Consider the following 19,695-nt stretch of genomic DNA (forward strand, 5'->3'; position numbering starts at 1 on the left):
TTAACCATGATCAAACACATCGTCATGTGGAAGCTGAAAGACTTTGCCGAAGGCGCCGACCGCGCCACCAACGCGCGCAAGATGAAAGAGCGGCTTGATGCCTGCAAGAACATCGTGCCGGGCATGTTCGCCTTCGAAGTCGCGCTGGCCCAGCCGGGCCTGGAAGCAACGTACGACGTGGTGCTGTACTCGGAGTTCGCCGACAAGGAAGCGTTAAAGGCTTACGGCGAGCATCCGACCCACCACGCACTCAAACCATTCTTTGGCGCCATTCGGGACGAACGCCAATGCATGGACTACAACATTTGATATCGACAGCTGAATAAAAAAAGGATTACTGATGCGCACTACGCAAGAATTATTCTCTCTCGCCGGCAAGACGGCGCTGATTACCGGCGGCTCGCGCGGACTGGGCCTGCAAATGGCCGAAGCGCTGGGCGAGCAGGGCGCCAGGATCGTCATTTCCTCGCGCAAGCAGGCTGACCTGGACGAAGCTTGTGCCCACCTGAAACAGCGCGGCATCGACGCCAGCGCGATCGCCGCCGATCTGTCGCAGGAAGCGCATATCCAGCCGCTGGTGGACGAAACGATGAAGCGCCTCGGCCACATCGACATTTTGATCAACAACGCCGGCGCCAGCTGGGGCGCGCCGGCCGAGGATTATCCGGTCGAAGCGTGGGACAAGGTCATGAACCTGAACATCCGCAGCATCTTTTTGGTGAGCCAGGCGGTCGGCAAGGCGTCGATGATTCCGCGCAAGTATGGCCGCATCGTCAATATCGCGTCGATTGCCGGCCTGGCGGGCAATGCGCCGGGGACCATGAAAACCATCGCCTACAACACCTCCAAAGGCGCCGTAATCAATTTTACGCGCACCCTGGCGGGCGAGTGGGGGCCGTACGGCATTACCGTCAACGCCATTGCACCGGGATTCTTCCCGTCCAAGATGACCAAGGGCGTGCTGGAAACGCTCGGCGCCGAAGCGCTGGCCAAGGATGCGCCGCTGGGCCGCATCGGCGACGATGAAGATCTGAAAGGGGTCACCTTGCTGTTCGCGTCCGACGCGGGCAAGCACATCACCGGCCAGACGCTGGCGGTGGACGGTGGAGTATCCGCAGTATGAGCGCCGCTACCTACCAGCGCGTGGTCCTGGCGTCGCGTCCACGCGGTGAAGTCCAGCCAGAAAACTTCCGCATTGAAAGCGCCAACGTGCCCGATCTGGCCGACGGCCAGGTCCTGGTGCGCAACCATTATCTGTCGCTCGACCCGTACATGCGCGGGCGCATGAGCGAAGCGAAGAGCTATGCGGCCTCGCAGGCGATTGGCGAGACCATGATCGGCGGCACCGCCGGTGAAGTGGTGGCCTCCAAGCACCCCAAATTTGCCGCCGGCGATATGGTGGTCGGCCAGCTCGGCTGGGCCGAGATGGGGGTGTCCGACGGGGCGCTGTTGCGCAAGGTTGACACCACGCACATTCCCCTGTCGGCCTATCTGGGCGTGGTCGGCATGCCGGGCATGACCGCCTGGTACGGACTGAACCAGATCATGATGCCGAAGGAAGGCCATACCATCCTGGTATCGGCTGCCAGCGGCGCGGTCGGCAGCGCGGTGGGCCAATTGGCCAAGCTGAAAGGCTGCCGCGCGGTCGGCATCGCCGGCGGGCCGGAAAAATGCGCTTACGTTGTCAACGAACTGGGCTTTGACGCCTGCGTCGACTATAAGGCGGGCAAGCTGGAAGCCGACCTGGCCGCTGCGGTGCCGGACGGCATCGACGCCATCTTCGAAAACGTGGGCGGGGCCGGTTTCGATGCTGCATTGCCACTGATGAACGCCTTCGGCCGGATCGCCCTGTGCGGCCTGATCGCTGGCTACAACGGTGACGACGTAGCGATCCGCAACATGCGCTACATGCTGACCAGCCGCCTGACCATCCGCGGCTTCATCGTCAGCGAGCACATGGACCTGTGGCCGCAAGGACTGGGCGAACTCGGCGCGCTGGTGGCAAGCGGCAAGCTCAAATACCGCGAAACGGTGGCGCCCGACCTGGCATCGGCTCCGGAAGCATTCATCGGCCTGCTCAAGGGCCGCAACTTCGGCAAACAACTGGTAAAGCTCATCTGACATGAAAAACTTCCAAGATAAAGTCGCCGTGATCACCGGCGGCGCGAGCGGTCTCGGCCGCGAATTCGCGAAACGTGCCGCCGGGCTGGGCATGAAGCTGGTGTTGGCTGACGTGCAGCAGGACGCGCTCGACGCCACCCGGGCTGAACTCGAAGGCGAGGGCGCCCAGGTGCTGGCCATGATCTGCGACGTGCGCAAGGGCGAGCAGGTCCAGGCGCTGGCGGACGCCACCATGGCACGCTTCGGCGCGGTGCATCTGGTGTTCAACAATGCGGGCGTGGGGTCGGGCGGCTTGATCTGGGAAAATTCGGAAGCCGACTGGGAGTGGGTGCTGGGGGTGAACCTGTGGGGCGTGATCCATGGCGTGCGCATCTTCACGAAGCTGATGCTCGAATGCGCAAAGCAGGACCCGCAGTACGAAGGGCATATCGTCAACACGGCCTCGATGGCGGGGCTGCTGAACGCGCCGACCATGGGCGTGTACAACGTCTCCAAGCATGCGGTGGTGTCCTTGTCGGAAACCTTGTACCAGGACTTGCAGCTGGTGGAAGCGCCGATCGGGGCGTCGGTGCTGTGCCCGTACTTTGTACCGACCGGCATCAGCCAATCGCACCGCAATCGCCCTGAGGATGTGAAAATGACCGGCGGGCCGACCGCCAGCCAGAAGGCGGCGCAGGCCATGACGGTCAAGGCCGTCGAGTCGGGCAAGGTATCGGCCGGCGATGTGGCGCAGATCACCTTCGATGCCATTCGGGATGGGCAGTTCTATATCTATTCGCATCCGGGAGCGCTGGGCAATGTGGGCGAGCGGATGGACGAGATCGTCAAGGGCGTCAATCCGGGGGACCCGTACAAGGCGGCGCCGCATATCCGCGATATGTTGCGGGCGAAGATGAAGGGGTGACTACGATGCGAAGGTAAGCCTTACAAGCCTGTGCCCGGCGGTGACAATGCGGATGCATTAGCATGATCGAAACAATCCCCTTGAACTGTCAGTGCTTTGCTGCGCCTCTGGTCAAATGACTTCTAACTCAAGCTTATCCAGCATAAACCAGTTTTTTCCTCCAATATGTGGCCGGATGTAGACGTCTAGCAGGCATCGGTCGTGTAAAACGCGTGAGTAGGAACAATGGTAACATTGCCTGGCCGACCAATATATTCGGCGAGAAAAAATAAGCTTGCCTACAATTTCTTCCATGCTAGAGAAGAGATGAGCCAATGGGAAACGCTATATTTGACGAAGTGGAAAGGCAGGGCGCGCGTCTCGGACTGCCTCCAAGCTTTTATCAACGACTTAAAGATGAAGACGATTGATCTTTTGTAATAAAGCTGAATGCATTAGTAGAGGCTGCGTGTGCTGATGCACTTGCGGCCAGACTGCACGCGCCGGAACTTGGAGTAGCATTTGCAACTCTTGATCTTGGCCATGCCAAACACGGGAAAGTTGCTTTATTACGAACACTTGGCGCGATCGTAAAGGAACAAGCTATAGTGCTTCAAATGCTGTACGAGCTCCGCAATACGTTGGCACATAATATCGGGCAAGTTTCTTTTACGTTCGAGCAATACTTGATGCAGCTAGATAAGCAACAAAAATCTAGTTTTATTAAGCGCGCAGGTTATGGGTTAACTCCAACAGTTGAAGGATTAGATCGAGACTCGTTTGTGACTCAAAACCCTACATTGGCTCTTTGGTTAACGGTCTCTGAAATTTTAGCTTGCCTGCATCTTGACATGGATTTTTGGCCGCGATTCAGCCTGGGCGAGGTACGCCGGTTCAGCGTCATCCAGGAGGGAAACCCCTTCGGGAACCGAAAGCTGATCGTCAAGCTGGATATGGGCGACAAAGGCAAAATCATGTGCGGCGACCTGGGGTTGCTGCGACTTGAAGACATCAGCTGTGCCGGGGAGGCTTGATAGTGTACGGCGTCTATTTGAACATCCGGCTGTCGAACGTGAATGGTCGGATGACCGATAGCTGAACATCGCCGTAATCCGGGTGGAGCGGATTGATGATCACGTTGCATTCTTCTTTGACGATGGCCGACGGCACTTTCATCGCCAGACTGGCGCGTGACGCCAGCCACGCTCCGCCGAATACCTGTGCTGTGCCAGACGTCGGCAAGTCGTCCCACCCCGCCGGCAGGGCTGTGATGCCAGGTTCGTATACGGTGTGATGGTCTGGAACGTCCACCGCTACAAGTGCCAATGGCGGAAGCGGCGTGCGCTCAACGTGAACGAATTTCTCAACGACGCAGAGAGCAACCGATGTGGCGCATAGAGCGCTGGCATGCCGATCACATTCCAGCGGCCTCCAAACAGAGCCGCTCCGGCGCAAAGTCTGTCGAGGGCGTATTTACGATGACTGATCCGCCAGAATCTCACGCGGCACCACCAGTGGCGATGGCGTTCAGCACTTGACGTACCGCCATCGCACCTGGCTCGGTGTCGAGATAATCCATTGGCGCAACATCTCCAAAAGCGCGGTTGATGCTTTGCAACCATGTTTTGGCCGCTTTATCATCTTCGAACACATCCTGTGCCATTGCGACTACGTGGGCCAAACGCCAGATTCGTTCAGAAGCTGCCGGGTCCAGGTTGGCGCCGCGCCTTATCAGCGCATGTGCAGCTGTTTCATTCAACCCGGCCAGTGAACGAATGCGTGCAACCGGGACGTCAAAATACAATGCAGTGTCTTTTACGAGGGTCGATGGAAAACCGTTCCGGATTGCGTCAACGCCCAGAAATCTCCCCGTCGCCAGATCGGTCAGCAGACTGGCGAATCCGTTGGGCTGCAATCGACCCACCTTGTTGGTAGTGGTGGCGCTATCGATTGCCGAAGCACTGGCGACCGGGGGATTATCAAATTTCTCGCTACTTGGGCGCTTGTTTGATCCTCTGATGCTCATCGGGTTCTCTCCGTTCAGAAGTCCAGCTTAGACCGATCAACGCCGATTCGCAAGCTAGCTCACCAGGGAGGCTACCGAGGTGTGGGCGGGACACTCACGCCAGCATCCGCTCGTGCAATTCGGCCGGCGCATCGTCATACAGCTTGACCACGGTCGACGTTCGTGTGCCGTACCCCGGAATCTCGATGCATACCGCCGACAGCCCGCGTTCCAGGTCGAGCGCGATGCCCGTATCCGGCAAGCGCATGTCGGCCGCGCGCGTCGTGTCGGCCAGCATCTCGAAATACGCATCTTCCGGCGCGCCCTGGCACAACAGACTGGCGAACTGCGCCTTGGTGCGCACCACCTTCGGCCACGGCGCATCGAGCAAGCTGTTGGAAATGCCGTAAATGCCCGGTTCGAGCGCCTGCCCGTTGCGCGAGTCGCCCCCGCCGCGATTCGAGAACCAGTACATGCCGTTCCTGTCGCCCAGCACCAGGTTAAAGCCATTGTACGCCTCGCTGCCATCGGCAATCTGCGCGATATATTCGGCGGCCGTCATCGTGCCGGCCAGAAAATCGACCACCAGCGCCCCGCGTGACGGCGCGTCGGTGCGGCGCTCTTGCGGCGCGCGGATATTGGTCAGCGCGGCAAACCTTGGCCCGCTGGCGCCGTCTTGCGTGATGCCCATCCAGCTGCCGCCGAACTTGAGGTCGCGCCCGGCGTAAATGTTCGGATGCTCGGGCCACACGCCCGCCGGTGCGGTCGGGCGGTCATAGAACTCGTCGCGGTTGGCGGCGGCGATCAGGGGTACGCCGGGAACGACCTGCCATGCAAAAACAATCAGGCACATGTGCTTATATCCATGAAAACTTCCGTATGGCGTGGGCCATCGGTGAACTGATCCAGTCCGGCTTGCCGAACCGCCGCTGCCAGCGCGGTGTCGAATCCGTCGGGGATAGCGAGATAGATTTCCATCCAGGTCTGGCGGCCCTCAAGGGAGCCAGGCCGGCGCTTGACCGTGCCCGTCACGTCCGCCTGCAAGGCCAGCCCGGCCTGCATGGCGCGAACGAGTGGAGCAAGCTGCGCCGCGTGCTCGTCGCGCACCTTGTAGTAAATATACAGATCGACCATGGCAGTCTAGAGGTCGAGAGCGTCGAGCGCGTAAGGCATCGGCAAGATGCGCAGCGGCACGCCGCTGGCCGAGCCAAGGTGGACGTTGCCTTGCTCGATGGCCGCCAGCTTCATTTCCACCAGCGCATCGACCCCGCCAGCGCCGTTCGGGGCGCTGTTGACGATCATGCCGCACGGCTGGTCGGGGTCGTCCGCGGCGAATACTTCGTTACCGGCCTGGGCTGGCGCGTTGATGGTCGCCAGCGCGGTACGGCGCTTCAGCTTACCCAGATACTGGCTGCGGGCAACGATTTCCTGGCCCGGATAGCAGCCTTTCTTGAAATTGACGCCGCCGAGCAATTCGAAATTGACCATTTGCGGCACGAATTGCTCCTGCGTACGCAGGGTCACCTGCGGCACGCCGGCATGAATCTCGGAAAGACGCCAGGCGTCGGTGCCGGCCGGGCGCAAGGTCCCTGATAACGCCGGCCAGGCCGCCTGGGCTGCCTCGGGCGTGGCCAGCCACTGGTAGCGCGCCGCGCCGAACACGTCGGCCACCCGGATCAGGGTGCCGAGCGCGTGATCGATGCGCGACCAGGGTGTGGCCGGCAGCGCACCGAACAAGGGCAACAGCGCGGCATCGGCAGCGGCGCCGCCCATGCCCAGCAGCACCATTGCGCCGCCAGCATCGCTGAGCTTGGCCTTGGCGCGCAGCACGAACATGGACAGGCGCTTTTGCAGGGGCGGCTGAATATCGCGCGCCAGCTGGAGGAACACCGCATCAACGGTGCGCCACATCAGGAACGTTGCCTGCAAGCGCCCCTTGGGCGTACAGTAGCCGGCCAGGCGCACGTCCGCCAGGCCGAGGTGTTCAACGTCGTTGGTCAGCTGGCTGTGCAGGAAAGTAGCGGCATCGTCGCCACTCACCGCAATCAGGCCTTGGTCGGTGATGGCCGCGACAAAGCCTGCCGCCAGCTCGGCGGTGGTGAGCGCATGGCCGAAATCGGCCACGTGGCCGGAGCCGTCAGCGGCGAGTTGCGCGCCCTGCGACGAGAGATATTCATTCCAGTTGTTCATAAATTCCAAATAATTCTCGATTTAAGCTTTATCATTACGGGCTCATTATAGAGATGTCGCGAAAATCGCGCCGGACACGGCGTAAAACCACAGAATCGAGTTCGGCCTTGTTCAAAAAATTACTTATATTGATCCTCCTTCTGTGCACCGCCGCGGCGGTGTACTTCTTCAACTGGGCCAAGGAGCCGATCATCACGTCCGGCGAGCCGATCGCGTTCACGATCCAGCCGGGCAGCAGCGTGGTCACGGCCGCCCAGGAGATCGCCGACGCCGGCGTGCCGGTCAATCCCTACATGCTCTCGCTGCTGGCGCGCGCCACCCAGACCGCGTCGAAGATCAAGGCCGGCAGCTACGAGCTCAAGCCGAACACCTCGCCACGCCGCCTGCTCGACCAATTGGTGCGCGGCGAGTTCGCCCAGGAATCGCTGACCATCATCGAAGGCTGGACCTTCAAGCAGATGCGTCAGGCGGTGGCCGCCAACAAGGGCCTCAAGCACGATACGACCGGGCTGTCCGATACCGAGCTGCTGGCGAAGATCACGACCGACTACAAGGCGGCCGAAGGCTTGTTCTTCCCGGACACTTATCTGTTCGCCAAGGGATCGAGCGACATGCAGATCTACAAGCAGGCGCACACCCTGATGATGAGCCGCCTCGGCGCCGCCTGGGAAAAGCGCGACCCCAGCCTGCCATACGAAAACCCGTACCAGGCCCTGGTCATGGCCTCGATCGTTGAAAAAGAAACCGGTCAGAAGTCAGAGCGCGCCATGATCGCCGGCGTGTTCGTCAACCGCCTGCGCCTGGGCATGATGCTGCAGACCGACCCCACCGTGATCTACGGCATGGGCGACAAATACGCCGGCAACATCCGCAAACGCGACCTCGAAACCGACACGCCGTACAATACCTATACGCGCACCGGCCTGCCGCCGACCCCGATTGCCTTGCCTGGCGTGCAATCGCTGGCGGCCGCCCTGGGGCCGGCCAAGACCGACGCCCTGTATTTCGTGGCGCGCAAGGATGGCACCAGCCAGTTTTCCAGTAATTTGTCCGACCATAACCGGGCAGTGAATCAATATCAACGATAGGCGTTTTGCGTTCCATGACCGACAGTACCGCCCCAAGAGGCAAGTTCATCAGCTTTGAAGGCATCGACGGCGCCGGCAAGTCCACCCACATTGCGTTCGTGGCAGCACGGCTGGCGGCGACCCTGGAAGCGCATGGCAAGCGCGTCGTGTCCTCGCGCGAACCGGGCGGCACCACGCTCGGCGAAAAGCTGCGCGAACTGCTGCTGCACGAAAAAATGCATCTGGAAACCGAGGCGCTGCTGATGTTCGCCAGCCGCCGCGAGCACATCGCCCAGGTCATCGCACCGGGCCTGGAGCGCGGCGACTGGGTCATCTCCGACCGTTTTACCGACGCCAGCTTTGCCTACCAGGGCGGCGGACGCGGCCTGGACCGGGCCAAGATGGAAGCCCTGGAGCAATGGGTGCACCCGCATCTGCAGCCGGACCTGACCTTGCTGTTCGACGTGCCGCTCGACGTTGCGCGCGCGCGCCTGGACGCCACCCGCACCCTGGACAAGTTCGAACAAGAAAAAACCGACTTTTTTGCAGCTTGCCGCAACGAATACCTGCGCCGCGCCGCTCAGTTTCCGGAGCGGATTGTTGTCATCGATTCCAGCAAATCGATTGCCGAGATCCAGGACACGCTCGTCGGCATTCTCGACAAGCTGCTGCAAGTGATTGATTAAACGAAGAATGTCGCGATGAGCAATACAATTTACCCCTGGCAAACAAGCGCATGGCAGCAGTTGCAGCTGATGCGCGAGCGCCTGCCGCACGCGATCCTGTTCCACGGCGCCGCCGGCACCGGCAAGGCCGATTTCATCGAAGCCTTTGCCCAGTCCTTGCTGTGCGAGAACGTGCGTCCCGATGGCCACGCCTGCGGCGCCTGCGGGTCGTGCGGCTGGTTTTCGCAGCAAAACCACCCCGACTACCGCCGCGTGCGGCCCGAAGCGCTGGAAGACGAGCCGCCGGCCGAGGGCGAGGAGGGCGCGGAATCGGATGGCGGCAAGAAATCCAAGTCGACCAAGGCGCCGTCGAAAGAGATCAAGATCGAGCAGATCCGCGCGCTGGCCGACTTCATGAATATTTCCACCCACCGCCAGGGGCTGCGGGTGGTGGTCGTGTATCCGGCCGAGGCGCTCAACATGCCGGCCTCGAATGCTTTGCTCAAGACCCTGGAAGAGCCGCCGCCGGGCACCGTGTTCCTGTTGTCTTCTAACAGCCTGGACCGGCTGTTGCCGACGATTTTGTCGCGCTGCCGCAAATTCGCCCTGCCCATGCCCGATGAGGCCGCCGCGCTGGCCTGGCTGAAAGAACAGGGCCTGGCCGACGCCGACAGCTGGCTGCGCGAGCAGGGCGGCGCGCCGCTGGCCGCGCTGGCGCAATCGGAAACGGGTAACCGCGAGGATTTGGAAGCATTATTACAATGCCTGGCGCATCCCAGCGTCGACGGCGCCCTGCGCACTGCCGAAAAATTGAGCAAAGCCCCCCTGGCGACGTTGGTTTCTTGGATGCAGCGCTGGCTTTACGATCTGTTTTCCTACAAACTAGCGGGTAGTATCCGGTATTATCCACGTTACCAGAAGGAACTCGCCGTGCTTGCTGGCAAAGTGCACACGGCCAACCTGCTGCGCGCGATGAAACACGCAAACGACCGGCGCGCGATCGCGGACCATCCGCTGTCGCCGAAATTGTTTGTCGAAGACCTGTTGCTTGATTACACTGCATGCTGTACCTGAAAGGATTTTAATGTCTGGCAACCCTACTGACCCAAGCGCTCCGCAAATCACGCGTCCTTCGGTCCTGTCGCTTGCCATCAAGGAAAAGGCGGCGCTGTATGCCGCGTATATGCCTTTCCTGCGCAACGGCGGCATGTTCGTGCCCACCGTAAAGCCGTACAAGATCGGCGACGAGATTTACCTGATTCTGGCGTTGATGGACGATACCAATAAGTACCCGATCGCAGGCAAGGTTGCCTGGATCACGCCCGCTGGCGCCAACAATAACAAGGCGCAAGGCATCGGCGTGCATTTTCCCGACGACGAAACCGGCCAGCGCGCCAAGCTGCGCATCGAAGAGATCCTGGGCGCGGCCCTGCGCTCCTCGCGCGCCACGCACACCTTGTAAATCCATTCACCTCACTGTTGCCGCCTGCCGTATGCCGTCTTTCGTCCACCGCGTTGCCCGTCCCGACGACCTGCCTGTCATCGTCGACATTTACAATTCGACCATCGCTTCGCGCGAAGTGACTGCCGATACCGAGCCGGTATCGGTAGCGTCGCGCCAGCAATGGTTCGACGACCATGACCCGGAGCGCCGTCCGCTGTGGGTGCTGCACGCGGCCGACGACACGAGCGCCAACCCGGCCGTGATCGGCTGGATGTCGTATTCCAACTTCTACGGGCGTCCGGCGTACTCCGGCACCGCCGAGTTGTCGATCTACATTGCCGAAAGCTGGCGCGGCAGGGGCATCGGGCGCTATTGCCTGGAACAGGCGATTGCTTACGCGCCGCACATCGCCGTGCACACCTTGCTGGGCTTCATTTTTGGCCACAACCAGCCGAGCCTGGCCTTGTTCAAGAAGTTCGGCTTCGATACCTGGGCCAACCTGCCGCGCGTGGCCAACCTGGACGGCATCGAACGCGACCTGATCATTCTGGGCAAGCGTATCGGCTAAGCTTTACAATGGCGGGATGTATATCGACTCCCACTGCCATATCAATTTCCCCGAACTTGCCGCGCGCATGCCCGAGATCCTCGCCACCATGGCCAGCAACAAGGTCACCCACGCCCTGTGCGTGTCGGTCGACCTGCCGGACTTTCCGCAAGTGCTGGCCCTGGCCAGGGAATATCCGCACATCTACGCCTCGGTCGGCGTGCATCCCGATTACGAGGACACGCCGGAACCTTCCGTCGACCAGCTGGTCGAACTGTCGCAGCATCCGAAAATCGTCGCCATCGGCGAAACCGGTCTCGACTATTTCCGCTTGCAAGGCGACCTGGAGTGGCAGCGCGAGCGCTTCCGGGTGCACATCCGCGCGTCAAGAATCACACGTAAGCCATTGATTATCCACACCCGGGCCGCCAGTGCCGACACCATCCGCATCATGCAGGAAGAGGGCGCGGGGACCGACAAGGGCGGCGTGGCGGGCGTCATGCATTGCTTTACTGAATCGCTGGAAGTGGCCGAGGCCGCGATCGCGATGGGGTTCTACATCTCGTTTTCGGGCATTGTCACCTTCAAGAGCGCCAAGGAATTGCAGGCCGTGGCCAAAGCAGTGCCGCTCGAGCGCATCCTGATCGAAACCGATTCGCCCTACCTGGCGCCGGTGCCGCACCGCGGCAAGATGAACGAGCCGGGTTTTGTGTGCCACGTGGCCGAATACCTGGCGGCGCTCAAGGACGTGCCGCTGGCAACAGTAGCACAGCAGACGACAGACAATTTCTTCAATCTTTTCAACGTGGTACGCGATACAGTTGAAGTGCAGTCTTGAATGTAACCGCAGTTAATCCTGTTTCTGCGTTACCACGGATTTCTCAATTGATTCAACGGCTTAGGGAGACAAGCTCATGTTCAAGCTGATCAGTCGTTTGCTCCTCGCCGCCGTGCTTGCCAGCGGTGGCGCCAGCGCGGCCGCCGAACCGGTGCGCGATGTCGTGGTGGCCGCCCAGATGGACAACGCGTCCATGGTGCGCAAGCTGCTCAAGAACGGCGCCAGCCCCAACACGGTCGACCCGGTCACCGGCCAGAGCGTGCTGATCCTGGCCCTGCGCGAGGGCGCCAACGACGTGGTCAATCTGCTGCTGGCCCAGCCCGGCATCGACCTCGAACTGGCCGCGCCCAACGGCAACCGCGCACTGATGATGGCCGCCTTCAAGCGCAACAAGCCGGCCGTGCTGGCTTTGCTGGCCAGGGGCGCCATCGTCACCTATCCCGGCTGGACCCCGCTGCACTACGCGGCCGCCAGCGGCGACGACGAGATCGTGCGCATCCTGCTCGAGCACCATGCCTACATCGATGCCGAAACTCCCAGCCAGCTCACCCCGCTGATGATCGCCGCGCGCGAAGGCCACGAGGCGGCCGCCAGACTGCTGATGCAGGAGGGCGCCGATGCCACCCTCAGGAACAACGAAAGCCTCACCGCCGCCCAGATCGCCGAGCGCGCCGAAAAACCGCGCATCGCCGCCGCCATCGGCGCCCATCTTTCCCAGCGCGGCCCAGGACGCTGATAGCCCATCGGTGCGGGCAAGCGCCGAACTGGCACGGAAAAGCGAGTTATCTCGCGGCATCGGATTGCCTCCATGTTGTTGATAATGATTAGGTCGTACTAATCAAAGCCAAGCAACGGCGGGGCATTCGGGCCGTGACGGCCTGGCCGCCAATCCAAAGGGAAAATCATGCTGAACGAACGCGAAATCGAAAGCTGCTATCTGGGGCAGTTCATTCCTGTCCACTATCACCACAATATGTTGATGGACCAAAACCGGATGCACGGTTTCAAGTCAGCGATTCATTACGCGGTTTTCCCTGGCGCCAAGGTGCTTGAGCTCGGCGGCGGCACGGGCGTGCTGTCGTGGTTCGCCGCCGCCAAGGCCGAAAAAGTCTACTGCGTCGAATTCAATCCCGACATGGTCAAGGAAGCGCGCAAGATGATGTCGATGAATCCGAACGGCCACAAGGTCGAGGTGGTGCACGCCGACGCCTTCGAATACCTGCCGCCGGAACCGGTCGACATCGTCATCTGCGAAATGATCCACGTCGCCATGCTGCGCGAAAAACAGGTGGAAGTGATCGAATCGTTCAAGCGGCGCTACCTGGCGCGCTTCGGCGGCCCGCTGCCGCGCTTCTTGCCGGAAGCGGTGATCATGGCGGTCCAGCCCTTGCAGCAGGAATACGATTTCGAGGGGTTTTACGCACCCATCGTGCAGTTCCAGGAAACCAACGTCATTCATCCGGGTACGGTCGAGCTGGCGCCGCCCTCGGTGTACAGCATTCTCGACTTCAGCCAGCCGCAGGACACCCGCATCGCGTGGGAAGGCAAGTTCCTGGTCGAAAAGAATGGCGTCGTCAATGCGATGCGCTTCATTACCAAGAACGTGCTGGCGGTCGTGAGCGAAGAGAACGCCACCATCGACTGGCTGAACCATTACATGACCCTGCCGCTGCAACAGGGTGTGCAGTGCAAGGCGGGCGACGTGCTGCAGGTGAGTTTTCACTACCGCGCCGGTGGCTCGATTCCGTCGCTGGAAGCGGCGATCAAGGTCGATGTGCTGCACGCCGTGGTGCCGGACGCCGCCGAACGCCTGCACCTGTATGCCTGATCAGGTGGCCAGGCAGGCGCGGCTGGCATGCGCCGGCCGGCCGTTGCCGCCGATGGATTTGCCGCGCGGCGGGCGAGCCCGTAAAATGCGGGCTTGACCGTTTATTTAAGTGCATATGGAAAATATTGACCAGCGTTACCTCGTCCAGCAAAACAAACTCAGCGACGACGCGCTGAAACCGCCCGTGTTCGCCAAAGTCATGCGCAGCAAGGAAGGCAAGTTCGAAGGCGTTTCCTTTATCAAGAATAAGGAAAAAGCCACCATCATGACCGTCGGGCAAGCCCAGGAAGTGATCGACTGGGCCTCCAACAAGAAGGCCAACGCCCACGAATACGCCACCAAGATCATCTGCGTCGGCCAGTAATCCCGCTTATCGGCCTTATGTGCGCCTGGCCCGCGCCGTGCTGCGTTTGGTCGCAAGCGCATTGCCGCAGCGCTCCCACCTCCTTACAGTGAACCCACCTGAACTTTTCCCGTGAGGAGAAAACGATGTTGAGTTTCCTGTTGTGGCTGGTGGTGCTGGTCCTTTGCTGGCCGCTGGCCTTGCTGGCGTTGGTGCTGTATCCGCTGGTGTGGCTCGTGCTGCTGCCGTTCCGCCTGCTGGGCATCGGCGTGGAAGCGGTGTTCGAACTGCTGCGTTCCATCGTCATGCTGCCGGCGCGCGTGCTGCGCGGCGGCCCCGGGCGCTAAGGCCCGGCGCCCGTCGCGCGCCGCGCTTTATGCGTGTTTCAATTGTCGCTGCCCGGCGCCCTCAAGACGGCGCGGCGGCACCGCTGCAACGCGCAGCGGCGCGCCCGTGCGCAGTCCGGCCTGTGCCGTCTCATTTCCCAGCGTAAAAATACTCATCGCCTGCACCAAGGTGGCCGCCTGCTCCTGCAAGCTGCTCGACGCGGCCGCGGTTTGCTCGACCAGGGCGGCGTTTTGCTGCGTCATGTCATCCATCTGGGTGACCGCGTGGTTGATCTGCTCGATCCCGGCCCCTTGCTCGGCCGATGCGACGGCGATCTCCGCCATGATGCTGGTGATGCGCGTCACGCTGTTGAGGATCTCGCCCATGGCAGAGCCGGCGTCGCTGGCGAGCACGTTGCCCGCTTCCACCCGGTCCACGCTGTGATTGATCAGCACCTTGATTTCCTTGGCGGCCGAGGCAGAGCGCTGCGCCAGGTTGCGTACTTCGCTGGCGACGACGGCAAATCCACGGCCCTGCTCGCCGGCACGCGCCGCTTCCACGGCGGCATTAAGCGCCAGGATATTCGTCTGGAACGCAATGCCGTCGATCACGGAGATGATGTCGACAATCTTGCGCGAGCCGTCGTTGATGTCGCTCATCGTGCGCACCACTTGCGATACCACCGCCGCGCCCTTGGTCGCGGCCGCCGAGGCGCCCAGCACCAGTTGGTTGGCCTGATGGGCATTGTCGGCGTTCTGCCTGACCGTGGAGGTGAGTTCTTCCATGGACGAGGCCGTCTCTTCCAGGTTCGAAGCCTGCGATTCGAGCCGCGACGAGACGTCATTGTTTCCTGACGCAATATCGCGCGTCGCCGCGCTGATGTTCTCGATGCTGACCCGCACATCGCCCACGATGCCGCGCAGGCTGTCGTTCATGTCCTTGAGTGCGCGCAGCATTTTTCCGACTTCATTGTCGGCGCCGACATCGAACTCGTTGACCAGATTGCCGCTGGCCACGCTTTGCGCCACCGCGACGGCGTTGTTCAGCGGCCCGGTGACGGCGCGCGTGACCAGCACGGTGAACCAGCCGGCGGCGCCCAGCAGCGCCAGCATGACGCCGAGCATGGTCCAGCGTTCCGTATGGAAGTTGCCGATCTTGGCGACGAACATGGCATCGAGATTGGCCTTGGCCGCGCTGTTGAGCACGAACTGGGCATCAATCGCGCGCGTGGCCGCTGCCACGTACTCACTGGCGCTGTAGGCGAGCGTCTCGGGCTTGAGGATCTGCTCGGTGGCGAGCCCGGTGATCGTGGCCGCCAGCGCGACCGCCTCGTCCATCTGCGGCGCCAGGCTGGCGCCGATCGCCGGGTTATAGATGGCGGCCTTGCCGAAGGCATTCGTGGTTTGCAGCACGCGGTCGTTGATCTTGCCGATCATCGACGATATGATCTGCCGTTCTTCCTGGCTGGCGTCTTTCTTTCCGAGCAAGCCGGCGCCCTTCGCGCGCAATTGGCCCAGTTCTTCCGTCAGGTACGGCAGCTGATAATACATGGCCTGGATTAACTGATACGAATCCTTGTCCGGATCGAGGCTCAGGCCGTAATAGTCCCCGATCAATTCGTTCACTTTCAGCACCTTGGCCAGCAGGGCAGTGTGCGCGGCATAGCTGTGCGCCGCCGTCACGCTCTTGGCGGCGACCCCGGCGCGCAGTGCATCCCACTCGCGCCGCGGCTCCGACCAGCGCATGCCGATGGCGGGGTCGCCGATGCGCGCGATCAGGCCGTCGACCGCCGCAAAGGCGGCCTCGGCCTCGTGCTGCTTTGCCGCGCGCTTGTCGTCCGCCTCGCGGGTGCCGCTCAGGACCAGCGCCGACAGGCCGCGATGCTGCTGGGTCAGCTGGATCACGCGCAGCATGCTGTCCACGCCGGGCATGCCTGCCTGCTCCGATGAATAGGCGGTCAAGCCCTTGGCCGCTTCCTTGAAATACAAATAGGTGGGGATGCTGGCCACCACGATCCCGATCGCGCTCAGGATCAGATAGGTGTGCCATACCTTGAGTTTGCCGAGAAACGATTGGGCAGCCATGATAACTCCTTCATTAGGGCGGATCAGGACTGCGTCGCGCAATGTTGCTCAACGCAATCAATGATTTCATCATAGCTTGATAAATCTCAATATGCACCAAATGTAACAGGGGTTTCGGTAAATACGTGTGCACAAAAAAGACACCCGATGTTGAATGCTTAACAGACGGGGAAGTGAAAGGCGGCTACAGTCAGGCACGCATAGCGGCTTCCACAGGAAGCTTGTGTGCGTCTTTTCATTCTTATAGGAAACCATCATGCGCTTGGATATCTACCGCAGGGCCGAACACGACGGCAAGTACTCGTACCTGGCAGTGCCACAGGATCGCAATATTCCCAATGAGGCGACCAATACCGACTGGGAAGTGGAGGCCAAGGCCTTCGAAATCGCCGATGAAGACGACCACCTGCCCGACTACGCCATCGAACACCTGAACGAGCAGATCGCCGAAAAAGGCTATGCCGTCACTGCGCTGATGAACTGATTGCACCCATGCGGTGCCCGCTGGCAGGCGGTGTCTTCGACGCCCCCTGCCAGCTTCCTTACGTTTAGATCAATCCGACCATGCCGGCATCGGGCGCCACGCCCACCAGCGTTGCCGTCACGGCGCTGGACGCCCCTTCGGCCAGGTGGTAACCGGCGATGGCCGCGTTGACGAAGTTGGCCGCCACTAATCCACCGCCTGCCTGCTGCGTGGACAGGTCGAGTACGCCTTCCCGGGTGGCCACGGCATTGCCGGCACCGGCGGCGTCGACCACCGAGTAAATCGTCAACGTGGTGCTGATCGAATTGAGCACGCCGTACACATGGGTCTGCGCGGCGGCGTTATCGGCATAGAACAGTCCGGCGACTTTGCCCGCGGTCTCGTTTGCGCTGGTTGCAGCGCCGATGGTGATCGACTTGTCCATGGTCAGCGATGTCGTCAGGGTCAGTCCGCCCAGGGCGGTCAGGTCGAGGTGATCGATGCCGGAACCGCTCACGTCGAAGTTGACAATCTTGTCATTACCGAAGCCCGGACGCAGGATAACCGTGTCGTTGCTCGATTGCGCAGGCGTCGCACCTTCCACCACGCCCAGCACGATCGTGTCGTTGCCGATACCGCCGTGGATCAGGTTGTCGCTGGCCGCCTGCACCGCGCCGGCAACCGGGTCGACCAGGTCGATCGTGTCGTCGCCGGCGCCGCCGTTGATGACCGCATCGCCCGCGCCCGCCTTGCGGATCGTATCGTTGCCCTCGCCACCGTTGATCGTGATGTTGTTATTGCGGTCCTGGTCGATGACCCAGGCGGCGTCATACGACGGCGCCGCCAGCACCCGGACCTGCAATACATCGTCGCCGGCGCCGCCGCTGATATCGAAGCGATAATCTTCCTGCCCGGCCAGGCGAACGCCGCGACTGCCTGCCGCGTTATGCGCGATATCGATCGACAAGCTGTCGTTGTTGCTGCCGCCTTCATAATGAAAATCGACGATGCCGGTGGCCGATCCGGTCTGGGTGCCCGGCTTGACAATATATTTGCCCACCGAGGCCGAGGTGATGACAGCAGTCAGGTCGACCTTGCCGCTCATCGCGCTGGCGTCGATCTGGCGCACGTCATGAAAGCCGTAGGCGTCGCTCAATGGCGAGCCGCCCGCGGTGCCGCGCACGCTCAGGTCGCCTTTGAATGCGCCGTTGGCCAGGGTCACCGATTGCAGCAGGTTGTCGGTCGAATCGATCGTCTGGAGCATGCTGGTGCGTTCGACGTTGATGTTGAAGGCTTCGAAGCCGGTGCGTACGCGCGTCGCGCCATACGGCGTGCCGCCGACCACCAGGTCGCCGCCGATGCCGCCTCGGCCCACGTTATCGAGTTCGATCGTGCTGGTAATAAGCGGCAGGGCGCCCGACGACGGTCCCGACACGCGCGTACCCTCCAGGCCCGCGCCTGGCTGCAGCCAGCCTGCGCCGGGGGCGATGCCGAGGCTGCCCGGTCCGGTGTTGGCGATGACGATCTCGCGTCCGCTGACCATCAGTCCGGTGGTGGTGTCGTACGCCTTGAACGGCTCGCCCAGGGTGACCACCAGTTTTTCCAGTGCCGGCGTGGCGCTGATTTCGGCGCGGATGGCCGTCAACAAGGCGTCATAGGTCTGGGCCTTGTCGATCGCTTCCGACCGTATCTGCACCGGCGCCTTGTTCAACAGGAAGCGGAAGCCGTCGTACGGGCTTTCTTTCAGCGGCGCTTGACCGCCGGCGCTGGCGTCGGTGTCCATCACTTGCAGGCGCAGGGTGGCCGAGCCGCTTGCCGGAACGCCCGCGTTCATGAAATTGTGGTCGAACGTCACGCTAAAATCGGCATCGCCGGCAGCGCTGCCGACCATGGCGATGGTGACGTCTTCCGGGAGTTGGCCGCTGCGGGTGGTGACATTGCTGATTTGCAGGTCGCCGCGGCTGTGATCGTTTTCCCAGCGCGTCACCCCGGTCATGTTAATCGCGTCGAGCGCAGCCGCCCCGGACGTGAGGGTGGTGCCGACGGCATTGATGCGGATTTGCTCGACGCTGCTGGTGGTCGGGTTCAGATAGACGTTGAAGTCGTTCGGGCGCAGCACGGCGCGCAAGGTGTCGACGCCATCGCCGCCGGCGACGTTGTCGCCCGCCTGCAAGGTGTTGCTGTTGCCATCGACGTCGGCCAGGAACAGATTCGCAGCGGACGTGCCTTCCAGCTTGTCGGTGCCCACAGTCAGCTTGGCCGCTGTGCTCAGCTGCGCCAGGGTGGTGTCGATGGTGCTCTGGAAGCTCGCCGGATCGCTGGTCGTGGTCACGCGCGAGAGCAGGTCGCGGCCGAACTGGGCTGCCATGTCGCCACGGTAGACGATGACTTCCTGGGCTGTGTCCATCGACGCGGTGAACAGATTGGCGAATGCGGTTTTTTTGATCACCAGCGCGGCATCGGCGTTGTTGGCGGTCAGGGCGCCGGTCAGGATCGAGTGCGCGGCGGCAGCCTGGCTCAGGGAACCGTGATCGATGGCGTCGACCCAGAAGGCAAGGCCGCCGGCGTCCGGCGTGCGGCCGAACAGATTGTTGTAGATCTGGCTGACGAAGCGTACTGTGTCAAAACCCGGCGCGGTCAGGCCGTACAGCACGCCCGATTCCACGCTGCTGCTGAAACTGTCGATCAGCGAACGCACGGATGCGTCCGTTCCGTAGGCGGCGTCGAGGCCGGCGGTGTCGGTCGGCGCATTGGCGGCGGCCAGTGCCGCGGACATCGACATGAAACCGTCTTTATCGGCCGGACGGCCGAAATACGACACATACAGTTCTTGGGTTACTTTGTTATATGCACTTGCCGCTGCCATAATAGTTCCTTGAAAAAGTGATCG

Annotated in this window: 23 protein-coding genes; 16 read left to right on the plus strand and 7 right to left on the minus strand. The window is 61.7% G+C overall.

Translation table 11 applies throughout. From position 1 onward, the window contains the following. Positions 1-6 precede the first annotated feature (6 nt). The 5 genes from F1609_RS27105 to F1609_RS27125 all read left to right on the plus strand — a co-directional run bounded on the left by F1609_RS27105 (position 7) and on the right by F1609_RS27125 (position 4,038). Positions 7-309, plus strand: coding sequence for a Dabb family protein (locus F1609_RS27105; RefSeq protein WP_167079889.1), 303 nt, complete (start codon positions 7-9; stop codon positions 307-309). A gap of 31 nt (positions 310-340) precedes the next feature. Further along, a complete protein-coding gene (locus F1609_RS27110; RefSeq protein ID WP_167079890.1) occupies positions 341-1,123 on the plus strand; it encodes an SDR family oxidoreductase in 783 nt (260 codons plus the stop codon). Beyond that, positions 1,120-2,121 (plus strand): NADP-dependent oxidoreductase, encoded by a 1,002-nt coding sequence (locus tag F1609_RS27115; RefSeq protein ID WP_167079892.1) that lies wholly within the window; start codon positions 1,120-1,122, stop codon positions 2,119-2,121. The genes F1609_RS27110 and F1609_RS27115 overlap by 4 nt, the downstream gene beginning before the upstream one ends. Position 2,122: 1 nt before the next feature. Beyond that, a complete protein-coding gene (locus tag F1609_RS27120; RefSeq protein WP_167079895.1) occupies positions 2,123-3,025 on the plus strand; it encodes an SDR family oxidoreductase in 903 nt (300 codons plus the stop codon). Positions 3,026-3,621: 596 nt separating this feature from the next. Next, a complete protein-coding gene (locus F1609_RS27125; RefSeq protein ID WP_167079897.1) occupies positions 3,622-4,038 on the plus strand; it encodes a hypothetical protein in 417 nt (138 codons plus the stop codon). Positions 4,039-4,051: 13 nt separating this feature from the next. On the opposite strand, the gene F1609_RS27130 is transcribed toward F1609_RS27125, so the two are convergent. The 5 genes from F1609_RS27130 to ygfZ all read right to left on the minus strand — a co-directional run bounded on the left by F1609_RS27130 (position 4,052) and on the right by ygfZ (position 7,199). Further along, a complete protein-coding gene (locus F1609_RS27130) occupies positions 4,052-4,459 on the minus strand; it encodes an RES family NAD+ phosphorylase (RefSeq protein WP_167079899.1) in 408 nt (135 codons plus the stop codon). 43 nt (positions 4,460-4,502) lie between these two features. After that, positions 4,503-5,030 (minus strand): Xre family toxin-antitoxin system antitoxin, encoded by a 528-nt coding sequence (locus F1609_RS27135; protein WP_167079901.1) that lies wholly within the window; start codon positions 5,028-5,030, stop codon positions 4,503-4,505. A gap of 94 nt (positions 5,031-5,124) precedes the next feature. Continuing rightward, entirely contained in the window at positions 5,125-5,862 is a 738-nt protein-coding gene (locus tag F1609_RS27140) for an NRDE family protein (RefSeq protein ID WP_167079903.1), read from the minus strand. Beyond that, positions 5,853-6,143: a DUF4936 family protein gene (locus tag F1609_RS27145; protein ID WP_167079905.1), complete on the minus strand. Its 291-nt coding sequence runs from the start codon at positions 6,141-6,143 to the stop codon at positions 5,853-5,855. Before F1609_RS27145 ends, F1609_RS27140 begins: the two co-directional genes overlap by 10 nt. Positions 6,144-6,149: 6 nt before the next feature. After that, positions 6,150-7,199: a CAF17-like 4Fe-4S cluster assembly/insertion protein YgfZ gene (gene ygfZ / locus F1609_RS27150; protein WP_167079907.1), complete on the minus strand. Its 1,050-nt coding sequence runs from the start codon at positions 7,197-7,199 to the stop codon at positions 6,150-6,152. A gap of 53 nt (positions 7,200-7,252) precedes the next feature. Between ygfZ and mltG the strand changes: the two genes are divergently transcribed. The 10 genes from mltG to F1609_RS27200 all read left to right on the plus strand — a co-directional run bounded on the left by mltG (position 7,253) and on the right by F1609_RS27200 (position 14,278). Then, positions 7,253-8,287: an endolytic transglycosylase MltG gene (gene mltG / locus F1609_RS27155; RefSeq protein ID WP_167079909.1), complete on the plus strand. Its 1,035-nt coding sequence runs from the start codon at positions 7,253-7,255 to the stop codon at positions 8,285-8,287. 14 nt (positions 8,288-8,301) lie between these two features. Then, positions 8,302-8,952 carry a dTMP kinase gene (gene tmk, locus F1609_RS27160; RefSeq protein ID WP_167079911.1) on the plus strand — a complete coding sequence of 217 codons (651 nt, stop codon included), beginning with the start codon at positions 8,302-8,304 and terminating at the stop codon, positions 8,950-8,952. A 15-nt stretch (positions 8,953-8,967) separates the two neighbouring features. Next, positions 8,968-10,005 (plus strand): DNA polymerase III subunit delta', encoded by a 1,038-nt coding sequence (locus F1609_RS27165; protein ID WP_167079913.1) that lies wholly within the window; start codon positions 8,968-8,970, stop codon positions 10,003-10,005. 10 nt (positions 10,006-10,015) lie between these two features. Beyond that, positions 10,016-10,393, plus strand: coding sequence for a PilZ domain-containing protein (locus tag F1609_RS27170; protein WP_054262511.1), 378 nt, complete (start codon positions 10,016-10,018; stop codon positions 10,391-10,393). A gap of 31 nt (positions 10,394-10,424) precedes the next feature. Continuing rightward, entirely contained in the window at positions 10,425-10,943 is a 519-nt protein-coding gene (locus tag F1609_RS27175) for a GNAT family N-acetyltransferase (protein WP_167079915.1), read from the plus strand. A gap of 16 nt (positions 10,944-10,959) precedes the next feature. After that, complete coding sequence (locus F1609_RS27180) at positions 10,960-11,760, plus strand: TatD family hydrolase (protein WP_167079917.1); 801 nt, start codon at positions 10,960-10,962, stop codon at positions 11,758-11,760. 76 nt (positions 11,761-11,836) lie between these two features. Then, a complete protein-coding gene (locus F1609_RS27185; RefSeq protein WP_167079919.1) occupies positions 11,837-12,496 on the plus strand; it encodes an ankyrin repeat domain-containing protein in 660 nt (219 codons plus the stop codon). A 168-nt stretch (positions 12,497-12,664) separates the two neighbouring features. After that, on the plus strand, positions 12,665-13,588 hold the full coding sequence (locus tag F1609_RS27190) for a class I SAM-dependent methyltransferase (protein WP_167079921.1): 924 nt from the start codon (positions 12,665-12,667) through the stop codon (positions 13,586-13,588). 115 nt (positions 13,589-13,703) lie between these two features. Continuing rightward, positions 13,704-13,952, plus strand: coding sequence for a hypothetical protein (locus F1609_RS27195; protein WP_167079923.1), 249 nt, complete (start codon positions 13,704-13,706; stop codon positions 13,950-13,952). Between the two features lie 125 nt (positions 13,953-14,077). Beyond that, complete coding sequence (locus tag F1609_RS27200; protein ID WP_166878342.1) at positions 14,078-14,278, plus strand: hypothetical protein; 201 nt, start codon at positions 14,078-14,080, stop codon at positions 14,276-14,278. Positions 14,279-14,305: 27 nt separating this feature from the next. On the opposite strand, the gene F1609_RS35275 is transcribed toward F1609_RS27200, so the two are convergent. Continuing rightward, a complete protein-coding gene (locus F1609_RS35275) occupies positions 14,306-16,342 on the minus strand; it encodes a methyl-accepting chemotaxis protein (RefSeq protein WP_167079925.1) in 2,037 nt (678 codons plus the stop codon). A 256-nt stretch (positions 16,343-16,598) separates the two neighbouring features. Here F1609_RS35275 and F1609_RS27210 point away from each other — a divergent pair, with 256 nt between their 5' ends. Further along, entirely contained in the window at positions 16,599-16,826 is a 228-nt protein-coding gene (locus F1609_RS27210) for a DUF6139 family protein (protein WP_167079927.1), read from the plus strand. A 64-nt stretch (positions 16,827-16,890) separates the two neighbouring features. Here the strand turns inward: F1609_RS27210 and F1609_RS27215 are convergent, their stop codons facing one another. Further along, positions 16,891-19,671, minus strand: a complete 2,781-nt coding sequence (locus F1609_RS27215) for a DUF4214 domain-containing protein (protein ID WP_167079929.1) — start codon at positions 19,669-19,671, stop codon at positions 16,891-16,893. Positions 19,672-19,695: the final 24 nt, after the last annotated feature.

The organism is Massilia aquatica (assembly GCF_011682045.1).
Lineage (GTDB): Bacteria > Pseudomonadota > Gammaproteobacteria > Burkholderiales > Burkholderiaceae_D > Telluria_A > Telluria_A aquatica.